Source organism: Corynebacterium neomassiliense, assembly GCF_900626215.1.
Taxonomy (GTDB): Bacteria; Actinomycetota; Actinomycetes; order Mycobacteriales; family Mycobacteriaceae; genus Corynebacterium; species Corynebacterium neomassiliense.
Genome location: NZ_LR131106.1, coordinates 459,994 through 479,825 on the forward strand (window position 1 = coordinate 459,994; position 19,832 = coordinate 479,825).

The 19,832-nt window shown below is 67.8% G+C and carries 17 protein-coding genes; 4 read left to right on the forward strand and 13 right to left on the reverse strand.

Annotation, left to right across the window (positions count from 1 at the left end):
- Nucleotides 1-10: 10 nt before the first annotated feature.
- From tal to pgl, 4 genes are read left to right on the forward strand one after another with little or no spacing between them, the layout of a single operon-like run.
- Nucleotides 11-1,111, forward strand: a complete 1,101-nt coding sequence (tal, locus tag E0E18_RS02080; RefSeq protein WP_130839202.1) for a transaldolase — start codon at nucleotides 11-13, stop codon at nucleotides 1,109-1,111.
- Nucleotides 1,108-2,625 (forward strand): glucose-6-phosphate dehydrogenase, encoded by a 1,518-nt coding sequence (gene zwf / locus E0E18_RS02085; protein ID WP_066587776.1) that lies wholly within the window; start codon nucleotides 1,108-1,110, stop codon nucleotides 2,623-2,625. Before tal ends, zwf begins: the two co-directional genes overlap by 4 nt.
- Before the next feature lie 35 nt (nucleotides 2,626-2,660).
- Nucleotides 2,661-3,791 carry a glucose-6-phosphate dehydrogenase assembly protein OpcA gene (locus E0E18_RS02090; RefSeq protein ID WP_130839203.1) on the forward strand — a complete coding sequence of 377 codons (1,131 nt, stop codon included), beginning with the start codon at nucleotides 2,661-2,663 and terminating at the stop codon, nucleotides 3,789-3,791.
- Nucleotides 3,788-4,633, forward strand: a complete 846-nt coding sequence (pgl, locus tag E0E18_RS02095) for a 6-phosphogluconolactonase (protein WP_272914243.1) — start codon at nucleotides 3,788-3,790, stop codon at nucleotides 4,631-4,633. The genes E0E18_RS02090 and pgl overlap by 4 nt, the downstream gene beginning before the upstream one ends.
- Here the strand turns inward: pgl and secG are convergent.
- From secG to E0E18_RS02160, 13 genes are all read right to left on the reverse strand, one after another.
- Nucleotides 4,621-4,857, reverse strand: coding sequence for a preprotein translocase subunit SecG (secG, locus tag E0E18_RS02100; RefSeq protein ID WP_066587784.1), 237 nt, complete (start codon nucleotides 4,855-4,857; stop codon nucleotides 4,621-4,623). The genes pgl and secG overlap by 13 nt on opposite strands.
- Before the next feature lie 166 nt (nucleotides 4,858-5,023).
- Nucleotides 5,024-7,774 (reverse strand): phosphoenolpyruvate carboxylase, encoded by a 2,751-nt coding sequence (gene ppc / locus E0E18_RS02105; protein ID WP_202616747.1) that lies wholly within the window; start codon nucleotides 7,772-7,774, stop codon nucleotides 5,024-5,026.
- Between the two features lie 301 nt (nucleotides 7,775-8,075).
- Nucleotides 8,076-8,864 carry a triose-phosphate isomerase gene (tpiA, locus tag E0E18_RS02110; protein WP_110481409.1) on the reverse strand — a complete coding sequence of 263 codons (789 nt, stop codon included), beginning with the start codon at nucleotides 8,862-8,864 and terminating at the stop codon, nucleotides 8,076-8,078.
- Nucleotides 8,861-10,087: a phosphoglycerate kinase gene (locus E0E18_RS02115; protein WP_130839205.1), complete on the reverse strand. Its 1,227-nt coding sequence runs from the start codon at nucleotides 10,085-10,087 to the stop codon at nucleotides 8,861-8,863. Before E0E18_RS02115 ends, tpiA begins: the two co-directional genes overlap by 4 nt.
- Nucleotides 10,088-10,261: 174 nt before the next feature.
- The gene (gene gap / locus E0E18_RS02120) at nucleotides 10,262-11,269 is read right to left on the reverse strand and encodes a type I glyceraldehyde-3-phosphate dehydrogenase (RefSeq protein ID WP_130839206.1); all 1,008 of its coding nucleotides are present in this window, start codon (nucleotides 11,267-11,269) and stop codon (nucleotides 10,262-10,264) included.
- A gap of 165 nt (nucleotides 11,270-11,434) precedes the next feature.
- Nucleotides 11,435-12,454, reverse strand: a complete 1,020-nt coding sequence (gene whiA / locus E0E18_RS02125) for a DNA-binding protein WhiA (protein ID WP_237559597.1) — start codon at nucleotides 12,452-12,454, stop codon at nucleotides 11,435-11,437.
- On the reverse strand, nucleotides 12,444-13,523 hold the full coding sequence (locus E0E18_RS02130; protein ID WP_130841132.1) for a gluconeogenesis factor YvcK family protein: 1,080 nt from the start codon (nucleotides 13,521-13,523) through the stop codon (nucleotides 12,444-12,446). The genes whiA and E0E18_RS02130 overlap by 11 nt, the downstream gene beginning before the upstream one ends.
- 50 nt (nucleotides 13,524-13,573) lie before the next feature.
- Complete coding sequence (gene rapZ, locus E0E18_RS02135; protein ID WP_130839207.1) at nucleotides 13,574-14,509, reverse strand: RNase adapter RapZ; 936 nt, start codon at nucleotides 14,507-14,509, stop codon at nucleotides 13,574-13,576.
- A gap of 28 nt (nucleotides 14,510-14,537) precedes the next feature.
- Nucleotides 14,538-16,628: an excinuclease ABC subunit UvrC gene (gene uvrC / locus E0E18_RS02140; protein WP_130839208.1), complete on the reverse strand. Its 2,091-nt coding sequence runs from the start codon at nucleotides 16,626-16,628 to the stop codon at nucleotides 14,538-14,540.
- 13 nt (nucleotides 16,629-16,641) lie between these two features.
- A complete protein-coding gene (locus E0E18_RS02145; RefSeq protein ID WP_130839209.1) occupies nucleotides 16,642-17,160 on the reverse strand; it encodes a PH domain-containing protein in 519 nt (172 codons plus the stop codon).
- A 50-nt stretch (nucleotides 17,161-17,210) separates the two neighbouring features.
- The gene (gene ribH / locus E0E18_RS02150; RefSeq protein ID WP_066588737.1) at nucleotides 17,211-17,693 is read right to left on the reverse strand and encodes a 6,7-dimethyl-8-ribityllumazine synthase; all 483 of its coding nucleotides are present in this window, start codon (nucleotides 17,691-17,693) and stop codon (nucleotides 17,211-17,213) included.
- Between the two features lie 65 nt (nucleotides 17,694-17,758).
- The gene (locus tag E0E18_RS02155; RefSeq protein ID WP_390620348.1) at nucleotides 17,759-19,120 is read right to left on the reverse strand and encodes a bifunctional 3,4-dihydroxy-2-butanone-4-phosphate synthase/GTP cyclohydrolase II; all 1,362 of its coding nucleotides are present in this window, start codon (nucleotides 19,118-19,120) and stop codon (nucleotides 17,759-17,761) included.
- Nucleotides 19,080-19,760, reverse strand: a complete 681-nt coding sequence (locus E0E18_RS02160) for a riboflavin synthase (RefSeq protein ID WP_066588730.1) — start codon at nucleotides 19,758-19,760, stop codon at nucleotides 19,080-19,082. The genes E0E18_RS02155 and E0E18_RS02160 overlap by 41 nt, the downstream gene beginning before the upstream one ends.
- Nucleotides 19,761-19,832 lie beyond the last annotated feature (72 nt).

Here is a 19,832-nt window from a genome sequence, read left to right on the forward strand (position 1 = left end):
GTTCTTCCCGATGACCTCCACCGCAGTAGCCGACCTCGCCGCCGCCGGGACGTCCGTCTGGCTCGACGACCTCTCCCGGGACCGCATCACCACCGGAAACCTCTCCGATCTCATCACCGACCGCGGCGTCGTCGGGGTGACGACCAACCCTGCCATCTTCGCGACGGCGATGTCGAAGGGGACCGCCTATGACGCCCAGATCGCCGAGCTCAAGGCTGCCGGCGCAGACGTCAGCGAGGCTGTGTTCACCATGGCCGTCGACGATGTCCGTGACGCCTGTGACATTTTCACGGACACCTGGCGTGCCTCCGACGGCGTCGACGGGCGGGTGTCCATCGAAGTTGACCCGCGTCTCGCCGGCGATCCTGAGGAGACTGTCGCTCAGGCCAGGGCACTGTACGAACGTGTCGGCCGGGACAATGTCATGATCAAGATCCCCGCCACGGAGGTGTGCCTGCCCGCGATCACCGAGGTCCTCGGTGCGGGCATCAGCGTCAACGTCACCCTGATCTTCAGTGTCGCACGCTACCGCCGGGTCATCGAGGCCTTCCTGGCCGGTCTCGAGCTCGCGGAGGCCAACGGTCACGACCTGTCCACGATCCACTCCGTCGCGAGCTTCTTCGTCTCCCGCGTCGACACGGAGATCGACCGCAGGCTCGGTGAGATCGGCGGGGACGCCGCAGGTGCGCTCCTCGGCCGGGCCGGTGTGGCCAATGCACGGCTCGCCTACCGCGCGTTCGGAGAGCTTCTGCTCGACAGTCCCCGTTGGCGTGACCTCGCCGACCGGGGCGCACACATCCAACGTCCGCTGTGGGCGTCCACGTCGGTGAAGAACCCCGACTACCCGGACACCCTCTACGTCACGGAACTGGTCGGACCCCACACCGTGAACACGATGCCGGAGAACACGCTGGACGCCACCGTCGACCATGCGGTGATCACCGGTGACACCCTGACCGGCACCTCCGATTCCGCGGCGGGGACTTTCCGGGCGCTCGAAGAGGTCGGTGTCGACCTGGACGACGTCTTCGAGGTTCTTGAGCGTGAGGGCGTCGAGAAGTTCGTCAGTTCCTGGACTGACCTGCTCGGTGTGATCGGGGCCCGCCTGTGACGTCCAACCCTCTGCGCAACGCCGAGGACAGGCGTCTGCCCCGGATCGCCGGCCCGTGCGGTCTGGTGATTTTCGGCGTCACCGGTGATCTGGCCCGGAAGAAGCTCCTCCCTGCGGTCTACGACCTTGCCAACCGTGGTCTGCTCCCCGCAGGTTTCAGTCTCATCGGCTACGGCCGTCGGGACTGGACCAAGGAGGAGTTCGAGGCGGAGGTACTGTCCTCGGTCCGTGACCGGGCGCGTACCCCGTGGCGGGATTCGGTCTGGGACCAGCTCGCGGCCGGCATCCAGTTCGTCACCGGTGACTTCGTGACTGACTCGGCCTTCGACCGTCTCGCGGAGATGACCCGCAGGATGGACTCCGAACGCGGTACCGCCGGGAACTGGGCCTACTACCTGTCAGTGCCGCCCCAGTACTTCTCCGACGTGTGCAACCAGCTCGAGCGGGCAGGCCTGGCAGACAGTTCCGGCGGTTGGCGGAGGGTCGTCATCGAGAAGCCTTTCGGCCACGACGAGGAGTCCGCCCGCGAGCTCAACCGGACCGTCAACGCGGTGTTCCCCGAGTCTTCGGTGTTCCGCATCGACCACTACCTGGGCAAGGAGACCGTCCAGAACATTCTGGTGCTCCGGTTCGCCAACCAGATCTTCGAGCCGCTGTTCAACTCCAGGTACATCGACCATGTACAGATCACCATGGCCGAGGACATCGGACTCGGCGGCCGTGCCGGCTACTACGACGGCATCGGTGCCGCCCGTGACGTGATGCAGAACCACCTCCTCCAGCTCCTGGCCCTCGTGGCCATGGAGGAGCCGGTCACCTTCTCTCCTGCGGAACTGAAGGCCGAGAAACTCAAGGTCCTCAAGGCGACACGGGCCCTGGGACCGTTCACCCAGACCACTGCCCGCGGCCAGTACACCGCAGGCTGGCAGGGTTCGGAGTTCGTGCCCGGTCTTCGCGAGGAGGCCGGTTTCGACCCGGAGTCAGGTACGGAGACGTACGCGGCCGCGACGTTCGGGATCAACTCCCGACGCTGGGCCGGTGTGCCGTTCTACCTGCGGACCGGGAAGAGACTCGGACGCCGCGTGACAGAGATCGCCCTGGTGTTCAAGTCTGCCCCGCACCAGTCCTTCACCGAGGCACAGACACAGACCCAGGCGGACAATGTCCTGGTGATCAGGGTGCAGCCCGATGAGGGTGTGCTGCTGAGATTCGGGTCGAAGGTACCGGGTTCGGCGATGGACGTCCGTGACGTGAACATGGACTTCTCCTATTCCGAGGCTTTCACCGAGCAGTCCCCCGAGGCCTACGAGCGTCTCATACTCGACGCGATGCTCGATGAGGCGAGCCTCTTCCCCACCAACGAAGAGGTGGAAGAGTCCTGGCGCATCCTTGACCCGGTACTGGACTTCTGGGCGGGAGCCGGGAGACCGGAGGACTACCCTGCCGGCACCTGGGGCCCCGAGGGCGCCGACCGGATGCTGGAACGCTTCGACAGAGCTTGGAGGAGACCGTGACATCCGGTGACTTTCCCGTGGACAGGACCCGGCACATGACCGGACACGAGACAGAAAACATCTCCGGCACCGCCGGCACACCCGCTCCCCCACGCGACGCCGAGAAGACACCGCCGACGGCGGATCCCGTCGCGGCCCCCGCTGATGAAGTCCGCACTGACGGCGGCGTGAACCTGGGCAGGACCAGCACGCACCGCATCGAGAAGACACTCCGTGCCCTCAGGGAACAGCGTGGTGAGGTCGCCACCGGACGCGTACTGACCCTCATCGTCTCCGTGCGTTCCGAAGAGGATCTTCCCTCGGTCGTCCGCGGCGCCAATGAGGCGGCCCGTGAGCACCCTGCGCGGGTGATCGTCGTGGTGCACGACAGGACCACCGACGAAGTCTTCCTCGACGCGGAACTCTATGTGGGCGGGGACGCGGGAGCCGCCGAGGTCATCCTCATGCGTCTCCACGGTGAGCTGGCCGACCACGCGGACGCCGTGGTCACCCCCCTGCTTCTGCCGGACACCCCGGTGGTGGTCTGGTGGCCGTTCACCTCGCCCCGCAATCCTGCCGGGGACGCCCTCGGCACTCTCGCGACCCGGCGCATCACCGACTCTTTCTCGGACGCCGCGGCCGGGAAGGGGACGAAGGCCATCTTCCGTCGGCGTATCGGATACTCGCCGGGGGATTCCGACCTGGTGTGGAGCCGTGTCACTCCCTGGCGGGGACTCCTGTCAAGTGCCATGGACCAGCGCTCCGGCGAGACTGTCACCGCCGTGGAGATCACGGGGCCTGCGGAGGACCCGGCCGTCGACATCGCGGCCGGCTGGCTGGCTGACCGACTCCATGCCCCTGTGACACGCCTGTCGGGCAGTGCCCCTGCGGTTCCTCTTGACGCGGACGGGTTTCCCACCGCGCCGGTTGAACGGGTGGTCCTCCATTTCGACGCCGATGATCTGGTCATGGAGGTTGTCGACCACCGCACGGTCCGTATCCTCAACGGGGGAACGGAGAATCTGGTGACCCTGCACCGCAGGACCCTCGGCGAATGCCTTGCCGAGGAACTGCGGCACCTGGAACCTGACACCGCGTTCGGCGACGCCCTCCACGGACTGCCCCGGGTGACCGTCGCCGCCGACGGGCCCGGTCACGCCCCGTCTGTTCAGGAGAGTGCGCGGTGAGTGCGGAGGCTTCCCCTGTGCCTGCGGAATGCGTGGTGTGGCAGAACCGGGACGACCTGGTTTCCGGTGTGGCCCGCCGGATGGTCGAACTCATCGCCTCGGTACAGCAGGGTGGCGGTGTGGGGGGAGTCCACGGGCCGGACGGTTACGCCCGTGTCGTCCTCACCGGCGGCGGGGCGGGTATCGGCGTCCTGTCTGAACTGGCGGCGCTGGACCGTGCCGCACGGGCGGGGGCGGACTCCTTCCCCGTCGTTGCCGTGGACTGGAGCAGGGTCCACGTCTTCTTCGGTGATGAACGGTATGTGCCGGCCGACGACCCGGAGCGTAACGAGGGGCAGGCGGACGCCGCGTTGCTGTCACACGTCGGCATCCCCGCGGAGAATGTGCACCGGTACGCGGTGCCGGCCGGGGACGAGGACCCTGCCGGGCCCGGGCTCGACCGCGCCGCGCAGGAATACTCACAGTGCCTGGAGCGTTTCGCCCCGGAAGGATTCGACCTCCATCTGCTGGGCATGGGACCGGAGGGGCATGTGAACTCCCTGTTCCCCGGCACGGCGGAACTGACCTCGGAGCGGTCGGTGGTTCCGGTGAGGAACTGTCCCAAGCCCCCGCCCGAGCGGGTTTCGCTGACGCTGGCCGAGGTCCGTCGTGCCCGTCAGGTGTGGCTGCTGGTGTGCGGTTCCGCCAAAAAAGAGGCCGCGGGTCACGCGGTCTCCGGTGATGATCCTGCCGGGTGGCCGGCGGCCGGGGCGCGGGGGTCGGTGTCGACGGTCGTCCATGTCGACACGGACGCGGCGCCGGACACGGTACCGGGGCCGGCTAAGGTCCGTCAGACCCCGTAGTTGAGGGCGAGGTTCAGGCCGATGACGGCGAGGACCCAGATGACGGCGGTGGCGATCGTGAGCCGGTCGAGGTTCTTCTCCACGACGGTGGAGCCTGAGAGGCTGGACTGCATTCCCCCGCCGAAAAGGGTGGACAGGCCGCCTCCCTTACCCTTGTGGAGGAGCACGGACAGTCCCATGAGGAGACTGGTGAGCACCAGAACAATCTGGAGGGTGAGAATCACGGGGTCTTCTGCCTAACGTCGGTCGGGTCACGGTGGACGGCCACGACCCGGGGGCCGTGGACAACTCCACGTATTCTAGCACCAGGGACCGCGGGTGCAGTCCTCCCGCTGCCGGGGTGTCCGCCGCCGGGCTGTCCCCGGGACCTGCTGTCAGACGAGCCGGAGTCTACCCGGAGTTCCGCAGCCCGGTGGCGAGCCCGTTCATCGTCAACCGGATACCGTCGAGAACGTCCTCCGACCTGTCCCCTGCCCGGTACCGGCGCAACAGTTCGACCTGCAGGAGGTTCAACGGGATGAGGTAAGGGAACCGGTTGCGCATCGACACCGCCAGCCCGGGGTTGTCGTCGAGGAGGCTTTCGGTACCCGTGACTCTGACGTACATGTCCAGGGTCAGCCGGAATTCGTCGACGATCGCGGTGTAGATCCGTCGGGCACTGTCCGGGTCGGCGACCAGCCCGGCGTAGAGCCGGGCCACAGACAGGTCCGCTTTGGCCATCACCTGGGCCATGTTGGACATCACGGAGCGGAAGAACGGCCAGTCCCGGTGGAGTTCACGCAGGTAGCTGAGACGTTCGGCGTCACCCTCCGTCCAGTCCCTCAGTGCCGATCCCACCCCGTACCACCCCGGGAGCATGACCCTCGACTGTGACCATGACAGGACCCAGGGGATGGCACGCAGATCGGCGATGCTGCTGGTCTGCTTCCGCGAGCTGGGACGGGAACCGATGTTGAGGTTCCCGATCTCTGCCAACGGTGTCGACGAGGTGAAGTAGGAGATGAATCCCGGGTCGTCGTGCATGAGTGCCGAATAGGTCTCCCGGGAGCTCGCGGCCAGCGCCCGCATCGTCGCGTAGGCGCGGTCGGGGTCGCGGATCCGGTCGACCGGCAGCAGGCTCGCCTCCAGGGTCGCCGAGACCAGGGCCTCCAGGTTCCTCCGTGCCACCGAGGGGACCCCGTACTTCGCGGAGATGATCTCCCCCTGCTCGGTGATCCTCACACTGCCCTGGACTGCACCTTCCGGCTGGGCGAGGATAGCCTCGTGGCTGGGCCCGCCGCCACGACCTACAGTTCCGCCTCTCCCGTGGAAGAGGCGCAGGCCCAGTCCGGCCTCCCGTGAGGCTGCGACGAGGGCGAGCTCGGCGTCATAGAGTGCCCAGTTCGCGGCGAGGTATCCGCCGTCCTTGTTGGAGTCGGAGTAGCCGAGCATGACCTCCTGAACTCCGTCGCGGTGGGTGACGACGTAGTCACGGTAGAAGTCCAGCTGCCACAGGGCGGTCATCACGGACGCCCCGGCGTCAAGGTCGTCGATGGTCTCGAACAGGGGGATCACGTCGACTGCCCCGCTGAGGACGCCGTCGTCGACCCTGACCAGCCCGACCTCCTTGAGCAGGAGGAACGGTTCGAGGATGTCCGAGACGGAGGACGCCATGGAGATGATGCAGTGCGGGACCACCTCGGGGCCGAACTTGGTGGCGGCGGAGGCCGCGGCCCGGAATATCCCCAGTTCCCTCGCGGTGACCTCGCTCCACTGTGCCGAGGGGTCGGACAGCGGGCGCGGGGTGTGCAGTTCCTTGGTCAGCAGTGTGACCTTGTCCTGTTCACCCAGTGCCGCGTAGTTGTCGGTCACTCCTGCCCGTGCCAGCATCTCGGTGAGGACCGCTTCGAAGCTCTCGGAGTTCTGGCGGAGGTCCAGTGCGCTGAGCCGGAAACCGAAGGTGCGCAGTCCGCTGATCACTGTCGCGAGTCTGTGGTCGGCGATGATTCCGTCGTTCGAGGCGCGGAGGGAGCGGTCGACAACTCCAAGGTCGGTGAGGGCGTCCGCGACTGCCGCATAGGGGCGGTGACCGTCGGCCAGTCGTGGCGGTACGGCGTCCTCCCCCAGTGCTGTCGTGGCCGTGGCTGCGAGCCTGCCGCGGATGCCGTGCACCGCCCTGCGGTAGGGTTCGTCGGCCCGGGAGGGGACGTCGTCGTTGCCACGGTCGGCGAGTTCCGTGAGCTCGGGGAGGACGTCGGTGAGCCGGGTGGACAGGCTCAGTTCATGCTCCAGTTTCCCGAGTTCGTCGAGGTACCAGGTGAACACTGTCTGGGCGGCCCTGTCCGTGGCGTACCGGACGGTGTCTCCGGTGACGTAGGGGTTGCCGTCGTGGTCGCCCCCGATCCAGGATCCGGGCCGCAGTACCGGGGTGTCCGGCACCCCGGGACCGTAGATTTCCCGGAGTGTCCCGCTGATCTTCAGGTTGAGCAGCGGTATCTCCCGGAGGAGGCTGATGGTGTAGTAGCGCAGTCCGACGTTGATCTCGTCTTCGATCCGGGGACGGGCCGAGCGGATCAGGGCGGTCTGCCAGAGGATGGTGACGCGGCGGCGGATGTCACGGTCGATGTCGGTGAGGATCACGTCACTGCTGGCGGTGCGTCCGGCTGCGATGATCCTGCCCCGCTCCCGCATGAGGCGGGTGATGTCGGCCTGCACGTCGAAGACGGTGCGGCGGCGGGTCTCGGTGGGGTGGGCGGTGAGGACGGGAGCGACGTAGGCGTGCTCCATGACCTCGGTGACCCGGTCTGCGGTGACCCCGCTGTCGGACAGGGTGCGCCAGGTCGCGGCCAGCGTTGCTGCGGGGGGTGGGTCACCACGTTCGGCGAGGTGGTCGCGGACCCGCTCCTCGTGGAGGTCCTCTGCGAGGTTGGCGAGCAGCGCGAAATGGCTGAATGCCCTGATGACCGGCAGTGCGCGGTCTGCGGGGAGGTCGCGGAGCCTGTCCGCCAGGTCGCTGACGGGGGTGCTGCCCTGACGGATGGAGAAGGACGCCCTGCGCGCCGACTCCACCAGGTCGAAGACCGCCTCCCCCTCCTGTTCCCGGATGACGTCACCGAGGATCGCCCCGAGGTAGCGGATGTCCTGCCGTACACCGGGGACGATCTCCGGGGTGTCCACGTCCGGGGGGACGACCGGGACGGCTGTGCCGGGGACGGTCTGCCGGGCCGGGGTGTCCCGTCCGGCGTTGTGACCGTCACTGTTCCCGGCGTTGTCGTCAGTTGCGGACGGTGTCGTGGAGTCCATGACAGCCATTGTGCCGTCTGACGGCCGGCCCCGCAGAACGGACGGGACCCGGGTCAGGTGGCCGGTGGCAGGACCGTGGCTGTCAGGCCCCGCGGTGGGTCACCGCTGTCAGGCCCCGCGGTGGGTCACCGCTGTCAGGCCCCGCGGTGGGTCACCGCTGTCAGGCTTTGGCCGCTGCGGCGCACAGGCGCGCGAACTCCTCACCGTCGAGGCTCGCGCCGCCGACGAGGGCTCCGTCGACGTCCGGCTGGCTGATGATCTCGGCGACGGTCCCGGTTTTCACGGAACCCCCGTAGAGGATCCGCACCGTCGATGCGACCGACTCCCCACCCAGTTCGGCGAGGACCCCACGCACGGCGTGGCAGACCTCCTGGGCGTCCCCTGAGGAAGCCACTCTGCCCGTACCGATGGCCCACACCGGCTCATAGGCGATCACGAGGTCGCCCAGACGGGACTCCGGCACCCCGGCGAGGGAGGCCCTGGTCTGCTCCGAGACGAAGGCGACATGCTCGCCCGCCTCCCTGGTCTCGAGGGACTCTCCGACGCAGACGACCGGTGACAGCCCGGCACCCAGGGCTGCGACAGCCTTGGCTGCGACGGTGGCGTCATCTTCGGAGTGGTATCTCCGACGTTCGGAATGGCCGACGATGACCCAGCTGCAGCCCAGTTTCGCCAGCATCGACGCGGACACCTCTCCGGTGTAGGCGCCGGACCCGTGGGCGGAGACGTCCTGGGCACCATAGGTCAGCGGAATCCTGTCCCCGTCGACGAGAGTCTGCACACTGCGGATGTCGGTGAAAGGAGGCATGACTGCGACGTCGACATGGTCGTAGTAGTCGCGGGGCAGGGCGAAGTCCAGCTTCTGGACCAGCTGGAGAGCCTCCAGGTGGTTGAGGTTCATCTTCCAGTTGCCGGCGATGAACGGGGTGCGCTTACCGGTGGTGGTCATGAGCGCTGCTCCTGGTTCTCGAGGACGGCGATACCGGGCAGTTCCTTACCTTCGAGGAACTCCAACGAGGCCCCGCCGCCGGTGGAGATGTGACTGAAACCGTCTTCGTCGAGGCCGAGTGTGCGCACTGCTGCGGCGGAGTCACCTCCACCGACGACGGAGAACGCCCCGTCGGAGGTGGCCCCGATGATGGCGCGGGCGACCCCGCGGGTTCCCTCGGCGAAAGCCGGGAACTCGAAGACACCCATCGGGCCGTTCCAGAACACGGTCCGCGCCCCGTCCAGGATCTCGCCGAAGGCTCTGACGGAGGCAGGTCCGATGTCGAGTCCGGACTGGTCGTCCGGGATAGCGTCCACGGCGACGGTGGTGGCGGGGGCGTCGGCGGAGAACTCCGGCGCCACGACGACGTCCGAGGGCAGGACGATGACGGAACCGAAACGTTCCAGAAGGTCCCGACAGGTGTCGACCATGTCCTCCTGCAGCAGGGAAGTGCCCACGCTGTACCCGCGGGCGGCGAGGAAGGTGAAGCACATTCCTCCGCCGATGACCAGATGGTCGACCTTCGGGGCGAGAGCCTCGATGACGGCCAGCTTGTCGGAGACCTTTGAACCGCCGAGGACGACCACGTAAGGCCGGTCCGGGGATCCGCTGACCCGGCGCAGGACCGAGAGTTCGGACTCCACGAGCCCGCCGGCGTAGTGCGGCAGCAGGGTGGCGACATCGTAGACGGACGCCTGCCTGCGGTGCACGACCCCGAAACCGTCGGAGACGAAGGCACCGTCGTCGGCGGTGAGGGCGGCCAGTTCTCTGGCGAAGGACAGTCGCTCGGCGTCGTCCCGGGACGTCTCGCGAGGATCGAAACGGACGTTCTCCAGCAGCAGGATGTCGCCGTCGTCGAGGCCGTTGGCCCGCTCGTGGGCGTCCTCACCGGTCACATCGGACGCCAGCGGAACCCAACGGTCCAGCCTCTCCGACAGGGCTTCGGCGACGGGGGCGAGGGAGAACGCCGGGTCGACCCTGCCTCCCGGCCTGCCCAGGTGGGCTGCGACGATGACGCGTGCACCGGCGTCGGACAGGCGGCGCAGCGTGGGCACCGAGGCGTCGACCCGGCCCGGGTCGGTGATCTCCCCGTCCTTCAACGGGACATTCAGGTCGGCGCGGACGAGGACGTGGCGCCCCTCGACCCCGTCGGCGATCAGGTCGTCGATGGTTTTCACGGTCATGTAGTGGTCTCCTGGATCTGTGCGGACTGACGGGAAAAGTGTAGCCGCCGGGGGTGGCAGGTTATCGGAGGGCAGGACGGACAACCCCACCCGTCACCGTTCACCGGTGCGGCGGTGGGGTCGGTGGTGAAGTCGCTGTCAGGACACGGGGGTGGTGCAACTCCGGGAGGGACGTCAGAGACGTTCCCCGACGTACGCGGTGAGGTCCACGAGACGGTTGGAGTAGCCCCACTCGTTGTCGTACCAGGACACGACCTTGACCTGGTTGTCGATGACCTTCGTCAGTGCGGAGTCGAAGATAGAGGAGTGCGGGTCTCCGACGATGTCGGTGGAGACCAGGGGCTCGTCGTAGGAATAGGACAGAATCCCCTTCAGCTCCCCCTCGGCCGCTTCCCTCAGGGCGGCGTTGACCGCGTCCACGCTCACCGGCTTCTCTGCGTCGAAGGTGAGGTCGGTGACGGACCCCGTGGGGACGGGGACGCGCAGGGCGTAACCGTCGAGCCTGCCCTTGAGCTGCGGAAGTACCAGGGAGACGGCCTCGGCGGCGCCGGTGGAGGTCGGGACGACGTTGAGTGCTGCGGCGCGGGCACGGCGCAGGTCCTTGTGCGGGGCGTCGTGGAGGCGCTGGTCACCGGTGTAGGCGTGGACGGTGGTCATCAGACCGCGGACGATGCCGAAGTTCTCGTCGAGGACCTTGGCCAGCGGCGCCAGGCAGTTGGTGGTGCAGGAGGCGTTGGAGATGATGTCCTGGGTGGCGGGGTCGTAATCGGTGTGGTTCACCCCGACGACGAAAGTGCCGTCCTCGTTCTTCGCGGGCGCGGAGATGATGACCTTTTTCGCGCCGGCGTCCAGGTGCGCCCGGGCGGCGTTCGCGTCAGTGAAGAAGCCGGTGGACTCGACGACGATGTCCACCCCCAGGTCACCCCAGCTGAGGTTCTTCGGGTCGCGCTCGGCACTGACGATGATGCGGTGGCCGTCGACGGTGATCGACTCGTCGTCATAGGTGACCTCTTTCCCGAGGCGTCCCATGATCGAGTCGTACTTCAGCAGGTTGGCGAGCGTCCTGTTGTCGGTGAGGTCGTTGAAGGCGACGATCTCGAGATCGGCGTCACTGTCCTGGAGGGCACGGAAGAAGCTGCGGCCGATGCGACCGAAGCCGTTGATGCCTACTCGTACTGTCACGGTGGTCTCCTGGGTAAGGGGGAACGGTTCCGGTTCCGACACTACCCACGTGAACCCGGGTGTGCAGGAAGTGTGCGGAACCGTTCACCGTCTGTTCCGGGCAGAGCTGCCTGACCTGCCCACCACCGGTGCACGGGGCAACCGGTCAGCCAGTCGTCGAGTAACTCAGGGGACCGTGTCAGCCCCACCGTGGTCGACGGCGGCGGTGGTGTCCGGGACGCCGAGTTCGCGGGCACGACGGTCCGCCATGGTCAGCAGGCGCCGGATCCTCCCGGCCACGGCGTCCTTCGTCATCGGCGGTACCGCCAGGTGACCCAGCTCTTCCAGGGAAGCCTCCCGGTGCGTGACCCGCAGCACGCCAGCCTGGTGGAGATGCTCGGGGACATCGTCACCGAGAAGCTCCAGCGCCCTGCCCACCCGGGCGGCGGCCGTGGCGGCGGCCCTGGCTGAACGTCGGAGGTTCGCGTCGTCGAAGTTGGCCAGTCGTGTCGAACCTGACCGGCTCTCCCGGTGACGGCACTGTTCCTCCCACCTCCTGCGTCCACGGACCGCACCCATCTGTCCGAGGAGCTCCGCGGTGCCCTCACTGTCACGGACGACCACCCGGTTGACCCCACGAACCTCACGGGTACGGGCGGTCACACCGATCCGGCGGGCCGCGCCGACGAGCGCCAGCGCCGACTCGTTGCTCGGGGTCGCCACGCTCAGCGCCGCGGGACGCCCCGGGTCCCCGACCGAACCGTGGGCGAGGAATGCACCCCTCCACGCCGCGGCGCACTGTGCGGCACTGCCGCCGATGATGAACGGCGGCAGTCCCCGTACCGGGTGACCGCCACGGTCGATCAGACCGGTGCGTCGGGCCAGTTCGGTGCCGCCCCGCGACCACCGCAGGTGGTACCAGGATGAGTCGGGGACAGTGGGGCGTGCGGGGGCGGCTCCCGTGCGGGAGTCCCGCCCGGCGGGCGGCAGGCAACCGTCGTCCACGGGAAGTGAGAACAGTTCCTCCACGGCGTCGACGAGCCGGCGGGACGTACCCGCCCCCTCGACCTCAGCTTCGACGACGATCTCCCCGTCGACGAGGTGCATCGACCCGGTGTAGCGCAGTAACGCACTGACTTCGGCGGTGAGTACGTCCGGACTGGTCACCGTGACACCGAGAAGCTCCTGACGGACGTCAGCGGTCAAGGTCCACGGTGGCACCCGCTTCTCCCTTCACTGTCAAAGTTCCGCTCCCTGTGCCTGCTTCCGTTCCGCCTCCGGACGCGCGCCGGCCACCGGTGCAGTCGAACTCCCTGAGAACGTCGGCGAGCTTTGACGGGGAATGCCGGTCGGTGAAACGGCCACGGCCGTCATCCTCCCGGACGTCCCGGTAGATCACGGTCGCACCGAGTCGTGCGGCCGCCCGCTCCAGGTGGCGACGTTCCCGGGCCGACTGCACGGAACTCCTGTCGACGACGACGACGTCGATCCGCAGTTCCGGGCAGTGCTGCAGAAGCATATGGATGTGGCGCTCCATCGAGAATCCGTTGGTCTCGCTGGACTCGGCGACCAGGTTCATGATCACGACCCGGACAGCGTCGGTGCGCAGCAGTGCATCGACGATACCCGGGATGAGCAGGTGCGGGATGACCGAGGAGAACCATGATCCGGGGCCCAGGGTGACGAGGTCGGCGTCCAGGATGGCCTGCACCGCCTCGGGGGTCGCCGGGGCGTCCTGAGGGATGAGACGGACACGCCGCACCTGGCCGAGGGTGGACGCCACCGCCACCTGGCCACGGACGGCCGTGACCTCACGGGGATCGTCACCGAGCCCCTGGACCTCTGCCTCGAGGTCCAGCGGTTCCAGGGACATGGGCAGCACCCGGCCACGGACGCCGAGCAGATCGGACAGCTCGTCGAGGGCGGCGACACTGTCCCCCATCACCTCGGTGAGTCCGCCGAGGATGAGGTTTCCCACCGCGTGACCGGCGAGTGCCCCGTGCCCGCCGAAGCGGTGCTGCAGGGTACGTTCCCACATTCTGCCGCGGGGCGTGTCCCGCACCAGGGCGGCCAGGGCCATCCTCAGGTCACCGGGTGGCAGGGAGCCCAGTTCGCGGCGCATCCGTCCGGACGAACCGCCGTCGTCGGCGACGGTCACCACGGCTGTGACATTCTCCGCCGCACCCCGGGCCGCCCTGAGCGTGGCGAACAGCCCGTGGCCCCCGCCGAGACAGACGACACGGTTGACTGTGCGTTCACCGGCGGACGCCGCGATGTCCTCCGAGGGCAGTCCGGGATCGGTGGTGTCAGGAATTCCTGTGACGGTCACTTCCGGTCACCTCCGGCCTCCGGGAACCTGTCCTCGTATTTCACGAGATCGCGGTGCACTGTCCTGACCTCGAGATCCTCGTCACCTGACAGCCGTGCGGCGAGTGCCTCCGCGACGGCCGGACTGCGGTGCTGGCCGCCGGTGCACCCGACTCCCACGGTGATGAACCTCTTGCCTTCCCGCCGGTAGCCGGGCAGGGCGGTCTCCACCACGCGCTGGACCGCGTCAAGGTAGTCCCTGGCCTCCGGCCGGTCCAGTACGTAGTCGGCTACTGCGGCCTCCAGTCCGCTGTGCTCCCTGAGCTCCGGCTCCCAGTAGGGGTTCGGCAGGAACCGTGCGTCGAACATCAGGTCCAGGTCCCGGGGGGCACCGTTCTTGAAGCCGAACGACTGCACGGTCACGTGCTCGCGGCGGTCGGACAGAGCGGTGAAATAGTCCTCCAGTTGCCGGCGCAGGTCATGGACACTGGTGCCGGTGGTGTCGATCACGATGTCCGCGCGTTGCCTGATGCCCTCGAGCATCTCCCGTTCGCGGTTGATGCCTGCCTGGAGAGTCTCCCCGTCCTGCAGCGGGTGGGTACGGCGCAGCTGGCCGTAGCGGCGTACGAGCGTGGCGTCATCGGCGTCGAGGTAGAGGACGACCGGACGTCGGCCGGAATCGTGCAGGCCGGCGAGCACCTCGGTGAGCGACCCCACGAAATCCCGGGAACGGACGTCAGTGACGATCGCAAGCCTCTCGACCGGGGAATGCGACTCGAAACTCAGTTCCACCATCCTCATGATGAGCTCGGGCGGGAGATTGTCGGCGACGTACCAGCCCATCTCCTCCAGCACGGTGGCGGCCTCCTTACGACCGGCACCGGACATTCCGGTGATGAGGACCAGTGACGCCTCCTGCCGGGGAGCGGGCGAGGATACGTGGCGGTTGTCCATGGGGACCAGTCTAACCGGCCCACGCCCGTCAGTCCGACGGACCCGACTCACCTGCCTCACCTGACTGCGGTGGCGGACCTGACTGTGGCGACCGGCGGGTTTGCGCGGCCTGCCCGTCCAGCGCACTGATGACGGCCGCCGCGAGCCGGGGACCGAAGCCGGGCAGTGCCGCGACAGCCTCCTCCCCCGCCTCCCTCACCCTCGCCACCGAACCGAAGGCCTTCACCAGCTGGGCACGGCGCTTCGGCCCCAGGCCGGGGACGTCGTCGAGAACCGACCGGGTCATCCGGCGTCCACGGCTGGCACGGTGGAACGTGATCGCGAACCGGTGGGCCTCGTCACGGATCTGCTGCACCAGGTACAGTGCCGGAGAATTGCGCGCGACAATGACCGGATAGTCCTGCCCCGGCACCCACAGCTCTTCCAGCCGCTTGGCTATACCCACGAGAGTGACGTCGGTGACCCCCAGTTCGTCGAGCACGGCCTGCGCCGCCTCCACCTGGGGACGCCCACCGTCGACGATGAACAGCTGTGGAGGATAGGCGAAACGGGCGGTGCCGGCCTCCGCCTCCCGGACGGTGACCTCGCCCTCGAGACGCTCTCCCCCGTCGTCACCCTCGGGGACAGCGGTCCGGTCCTCCCGGTACCTGCGGAACCTGCGGCGGACCACTTCCGCGATCGAGGCCACGTCATCGGAGTGCCCCCCGCCGGCCGCCTCCCGGATACGGTACCGACGGTAGTCGGCTTTCCTGGGCAGACCGTCCTCGAAGACCACCAGACTGGCGACGACATCGGTGCCCTGGATGTGGGAGATGTCGGTACATTCGATCCGCAGGGGCGACTCGTCCATCCACAACGCCTCACGCAGGTCCTCCAGTGCGGCGGAGCGCGCGGTGATGTCTCCGACGCGGGCCAGCTTGTGCTGGCGCAGTGCCTGGCGGGCGTTCTCCGCGGCCGTGTCCATCAGGGCTTTCTTGTCACCCCGTTGCGGGGTGCGCAGAGTCACCTTCGCCCCCCGCAGTCCTGTCAGCCAGTCGGTCATCTCCGCGGCGTCCTCCGGCTGTGCGGGCAGGAGAATCTCCCGGGGTACCGGCTCGAGTGTCACCTCACGGCTCGCCGCGGCCCTGGAGTTACCGCCCACCGCGGATTCCGTCGCATCCGACAGTTCAGCCGACTGTCCGTAGAACTGGGTGAGGAAGTCTGCCAGCAGGCCCGGCAGGTCACCACCGTCGGCACCGTCGCCGGTCTCCACCACCCAGCCGCGCTGACCACGGATCCGTCCGCCACGGACGTGGAAGATCTGCACGGCGGTCTCCAGGTCGTCGCCGGCCGTCGCGATCACGTCGGCGTCGGTCGCGTCGGAGAAGACCACGGCCTGCTTCTCCATCGCGGAGTCCATCGCGGCGAGCTGGTCACGCAGGGACGCCGCGCGTTCGAAGTCGAGGTCGCCGGCGGCCTCCTCCATCTCATGACGGACCTCACGCATCACCCGCTCGGTGTTCCCCCCGGCGAGGAAAGAGCAGAACCCGTCGACGAGCTCCATGTGCTCCGACGGCGACACCCGGCCCACACAGGGTGCCGAGCACCGGTCGATGTACCCCAGCAGACAGGGTCTTCCCAGCTGCTCATGCCTGCGGAACACGCCGTTGGTGCAGGTACGTACCGGGAACACCCGTGTCAGTGACTCCAGGGTCTCCCGGATCGCCCACGCCTTCGGGTACGGACCGAAGTAGCGGACACCCTTACGCCGCGGACCCCGGTAGAGGAAGGCCCTGGGGTACTTCTCCTTCACGCTCACCGCGAGTACCGGGTAGGTCTTGTCGTCCCGGTACATGACGTTGAACCGGGGGGCGAACTTCTTGATCCACGTGTACTCGAGGTTCAGGGCCTCCAGCTCACTGGAGACCACGGTCCACTGGACGTGGTCGGCGCTGAAGACCATCGTCCGGATCCGGGGACTGAGGTGGGCGGGATCCTGGAAGTAGTTCGACAGGCGGTTGCGCAGGTTCTTCGCCTTGCCGACGTAGAGGACGCGGTCGTCGGCGTCCCGGAAAGTGTAGACGCCCGGGTCGGTGGGTACCGTACCCGGTGCCGGCCGGTAGGTGGAGGGATCTGCCATCTGAGGTCCCCGCCTACTCTTCGGGCATGTATCGGTCCTCGAGGCGACGGAACTCCTCGACCTTCTGCGCGACGGTTGCCTTGTCGCCGATCTGGAAGGCCATCATCGGGACAAACTCGAAGTCCGGGAGCTCCAGGCGGGCCCAGCGGGCGTTGCGGGGGAAGGACAGACCGTAGACCATCTTCCACGGGTAGAACCGCGCACCGGTGATGTTGCGGACCTCCACGCCACGGGCGTTGACCCTGACCCGTGGGCGCGTCAGGGTCAGGACCGCCGCAGAGAAGAGGACGCCCAGACCGACGAAAGCCCACTGGTCGACGACGGTCACGGTCGCCCCGGTGTCTCCCACGGCAGACACGACCCCCATGAAGATGTGCACCATCATGATCACCACCACGGCGATCCAGGCCACCCGCCTGAGGAACGGGGAGGTGACGGTCAGCAGCCAGTCTTCACTCCGGCCCCCGGCCTTCTGACGGGAACCGTTGCCGGTCGGTGCGGATGTATCAGCGGTGGAATCAGCCGTGCTCACGTCGGCCCACGTTACCCCGGGGCGCCGTCGCCGGCCTAACCCGGACCTGCCTACCCCCGGGTTCCGATGTCGTCGAGGACGAGCAGTGTGTGGAGGGCGGCACGGGCGGCGTCGGCACCCTTGTCCTCCACCGCACCGGGCACACCGGAACGTTCCACGGCCTGTTCCAGCGTCTCCACGGTGAGAACTCCGTTGCCCACCGGTCTGCCCGAGTCCAGGGCGGCACGGGTCAGTCCGTCGGTCACCGAACGGCAGACATAGTCGAAGTGGGCGGTGTCCCCACGGATCACGCACCCGTTGGCGACGACCGCGTCATGGGTCTGCAGGGCAGCCTTGACGACGACGGGAAGTTCCATGCATCCGACGACACGCCAGTCGTCGACGAGGACGCCGAGCTCCCTCAGTGTGGAGACGGCGTGGGCGTGGAGCCGGTCGGTGATGTCGGCGTTCCAGGACGCCGACACGACGGCGATCCGGTACCCGTCTCCACAGCCGGGCTTCAGGGTGATGTCGGCGATGCCGTCGGCGGACATGGGAGCTCCTCGTAGAAGGGTCGGTGGACGGGAATGGTCGTCCGGAATGGTCGTCGGAAGCGGTCTCAGTCGGTGCGGGCGGGACGTGCGGCACCGGGCTGTGCCCCGGCACCCGGCGTGCCGGGGTGCGGGGCAGGTTCCGGGAACCTGTCGGTCAGGGAGTCGAGCTGGTGCCCCATCCTGTCACGCTTGGTCCGGAGGTAGAACTCGTTCTCAGGATTGGGCGGAAGATCGATCGGCACCCGACGGGAGACGGACACGCCGTGCCGTTCGAGGTCGAGACGTTTCGCCGGATTGTTGGACAGCAGTGCCACCGACCTGACCCCCAGGTCACGGAGGATCTGGGCTGCCGCGCTGTATTCGCGCGAGTCGACCGGCAGGCCCTGGGCGGTGTTGGCGTCCACGGTGTCGAGTCCCCGGTCCTGAAGGTTGTAGGCGGTGAGCTTCGGCAGCAGTCCGATCCCCCGGCCCTCCTGACCGCGCAGGTACACGAGCACTCCCCTGCCGGATTCGGCGATGCGGTCCATCGCCACGTGAAGCTGTTCGCCGCAGTCGCAGCGCAGGGAACCGAAGACGTCACCGGTGAGGCATTCCGAATGAACCCGGACCAGCACGTCTTCACCGTCGTGGGAGGACGGGTCACCGGCGACGAGGGCGACGTGTTCGACACCGTCGATGACGCCGCGGTAGGCCACCGCACGGAACTCTCCGTGACTGGTGGGCAGCCGAGTCTCGACCTGACGGGTCACCACCGGAGTGTTCACCCTGCGCCATTCGGCGAGCTGCTCAATGGAGATCAGGGAGAGCCCGTGTTCGTCGCAGAAGCGGCGCAGTTCCGGAAGTCTCGCCATGCCGGTCGGGTCTTCGGTGGAGACGACCTCGCAGAGCACTCCGACAGGACGAAGTCCCGCGGCCCTCGCCAGGTCCACTGACGCCTCCGTGTGACCGACCCTCTCGAGGACACCGCCGGCCCGGGCCCGCAACGGCACCACGTGGCCGGGCCGGTGGAAGGTCGCCCTGTCTGAGGCGGGGTCGGCGAGCCTGCGGATGGTGGTGGCACGGTCGGTGGCGCTGATTCCGGTGGTCACGCCTTCTGCGGCGTCGACGGTGACGGTGTAGGCGGTGCCGCGCACGTCCTCGTTACGCGCGACCATGGGAGGCAGTCCCAGCCGGTCGGCGTCCTCGTCGGTGAGGGTGGCGCAGATGTACCCCGAGGAGTGCTGCACGGTGAAGGCGACGAGTTCGGGGGTCGCCTTCTCCGCGGCGAAGATGATGTCCCCTTCGTTCTCGCGGTTCTCGTCGTCGACGACGACGACCGCCTTGCCTGCCGCGATGTCGGCGATCGCGTCCTCGACGGGGTCGAGCAGGGAGGTTCGGGCCGTGGACTCACTCACCGTGACGAACCTCCGTACCTGCGGTGCCGGCATTATCTGTGCCTGTGCCGGTCGTGGAGGGGGACGCCCCGACGAGCCGCTCGAGATATTTCGCGAGCACGTCGCACTCGATGTTGACCCGGTCACCGACCTGCAGGTCACCCAGGACAGTACCGGCGAGGGTGGCCGGGATCAGTGACACCTCGAACCACGGTTCGGTCACCGGTCCGATCTCGGCCACGGTGAGTGACGTCCCGTTCACCGCGACGCTTCCCTTCTTGGCGATGTACCTGCCCAGTGACGGGTCCTCGAGCCTGAAGCGGAGGATCTCCCACTCACTGCCGGGGGTACGGGACTCGAGCACGGCGGTCCCGTCGACGTGGCCCTGCACGATGTGTCCGCCGAGACGCCCTCCGGCAGGGACCGCCCGTTCCAGGTTGACCCGGTCGCCGACGGTGAGGTCGCCGACGGTGGTGTAGTCGAGGGTGACCTGCATGCAGTCCGCCCAGAATCCGGGGTTGTCACCGGAGGCGTCAAAATCGGTGACGGTCAGGCAGACCCCGTTGACCGCGACGGATGCACCGTGGACGGCGTCCCCGACGACGGTTCTGCAGGCTATCCGGAGACGTCGGGCGTCAGCTGTGGGCTCCACGGCTGCGACGGTGCCCGTCTCCTCGACGATTCCAGTGAACATGGCAGTCAGTGTAGGGCACGTCGGCTTCCCGCCTGTCGTCCGGGTTCATCTGGTGGAGGCGACGGCGACTGT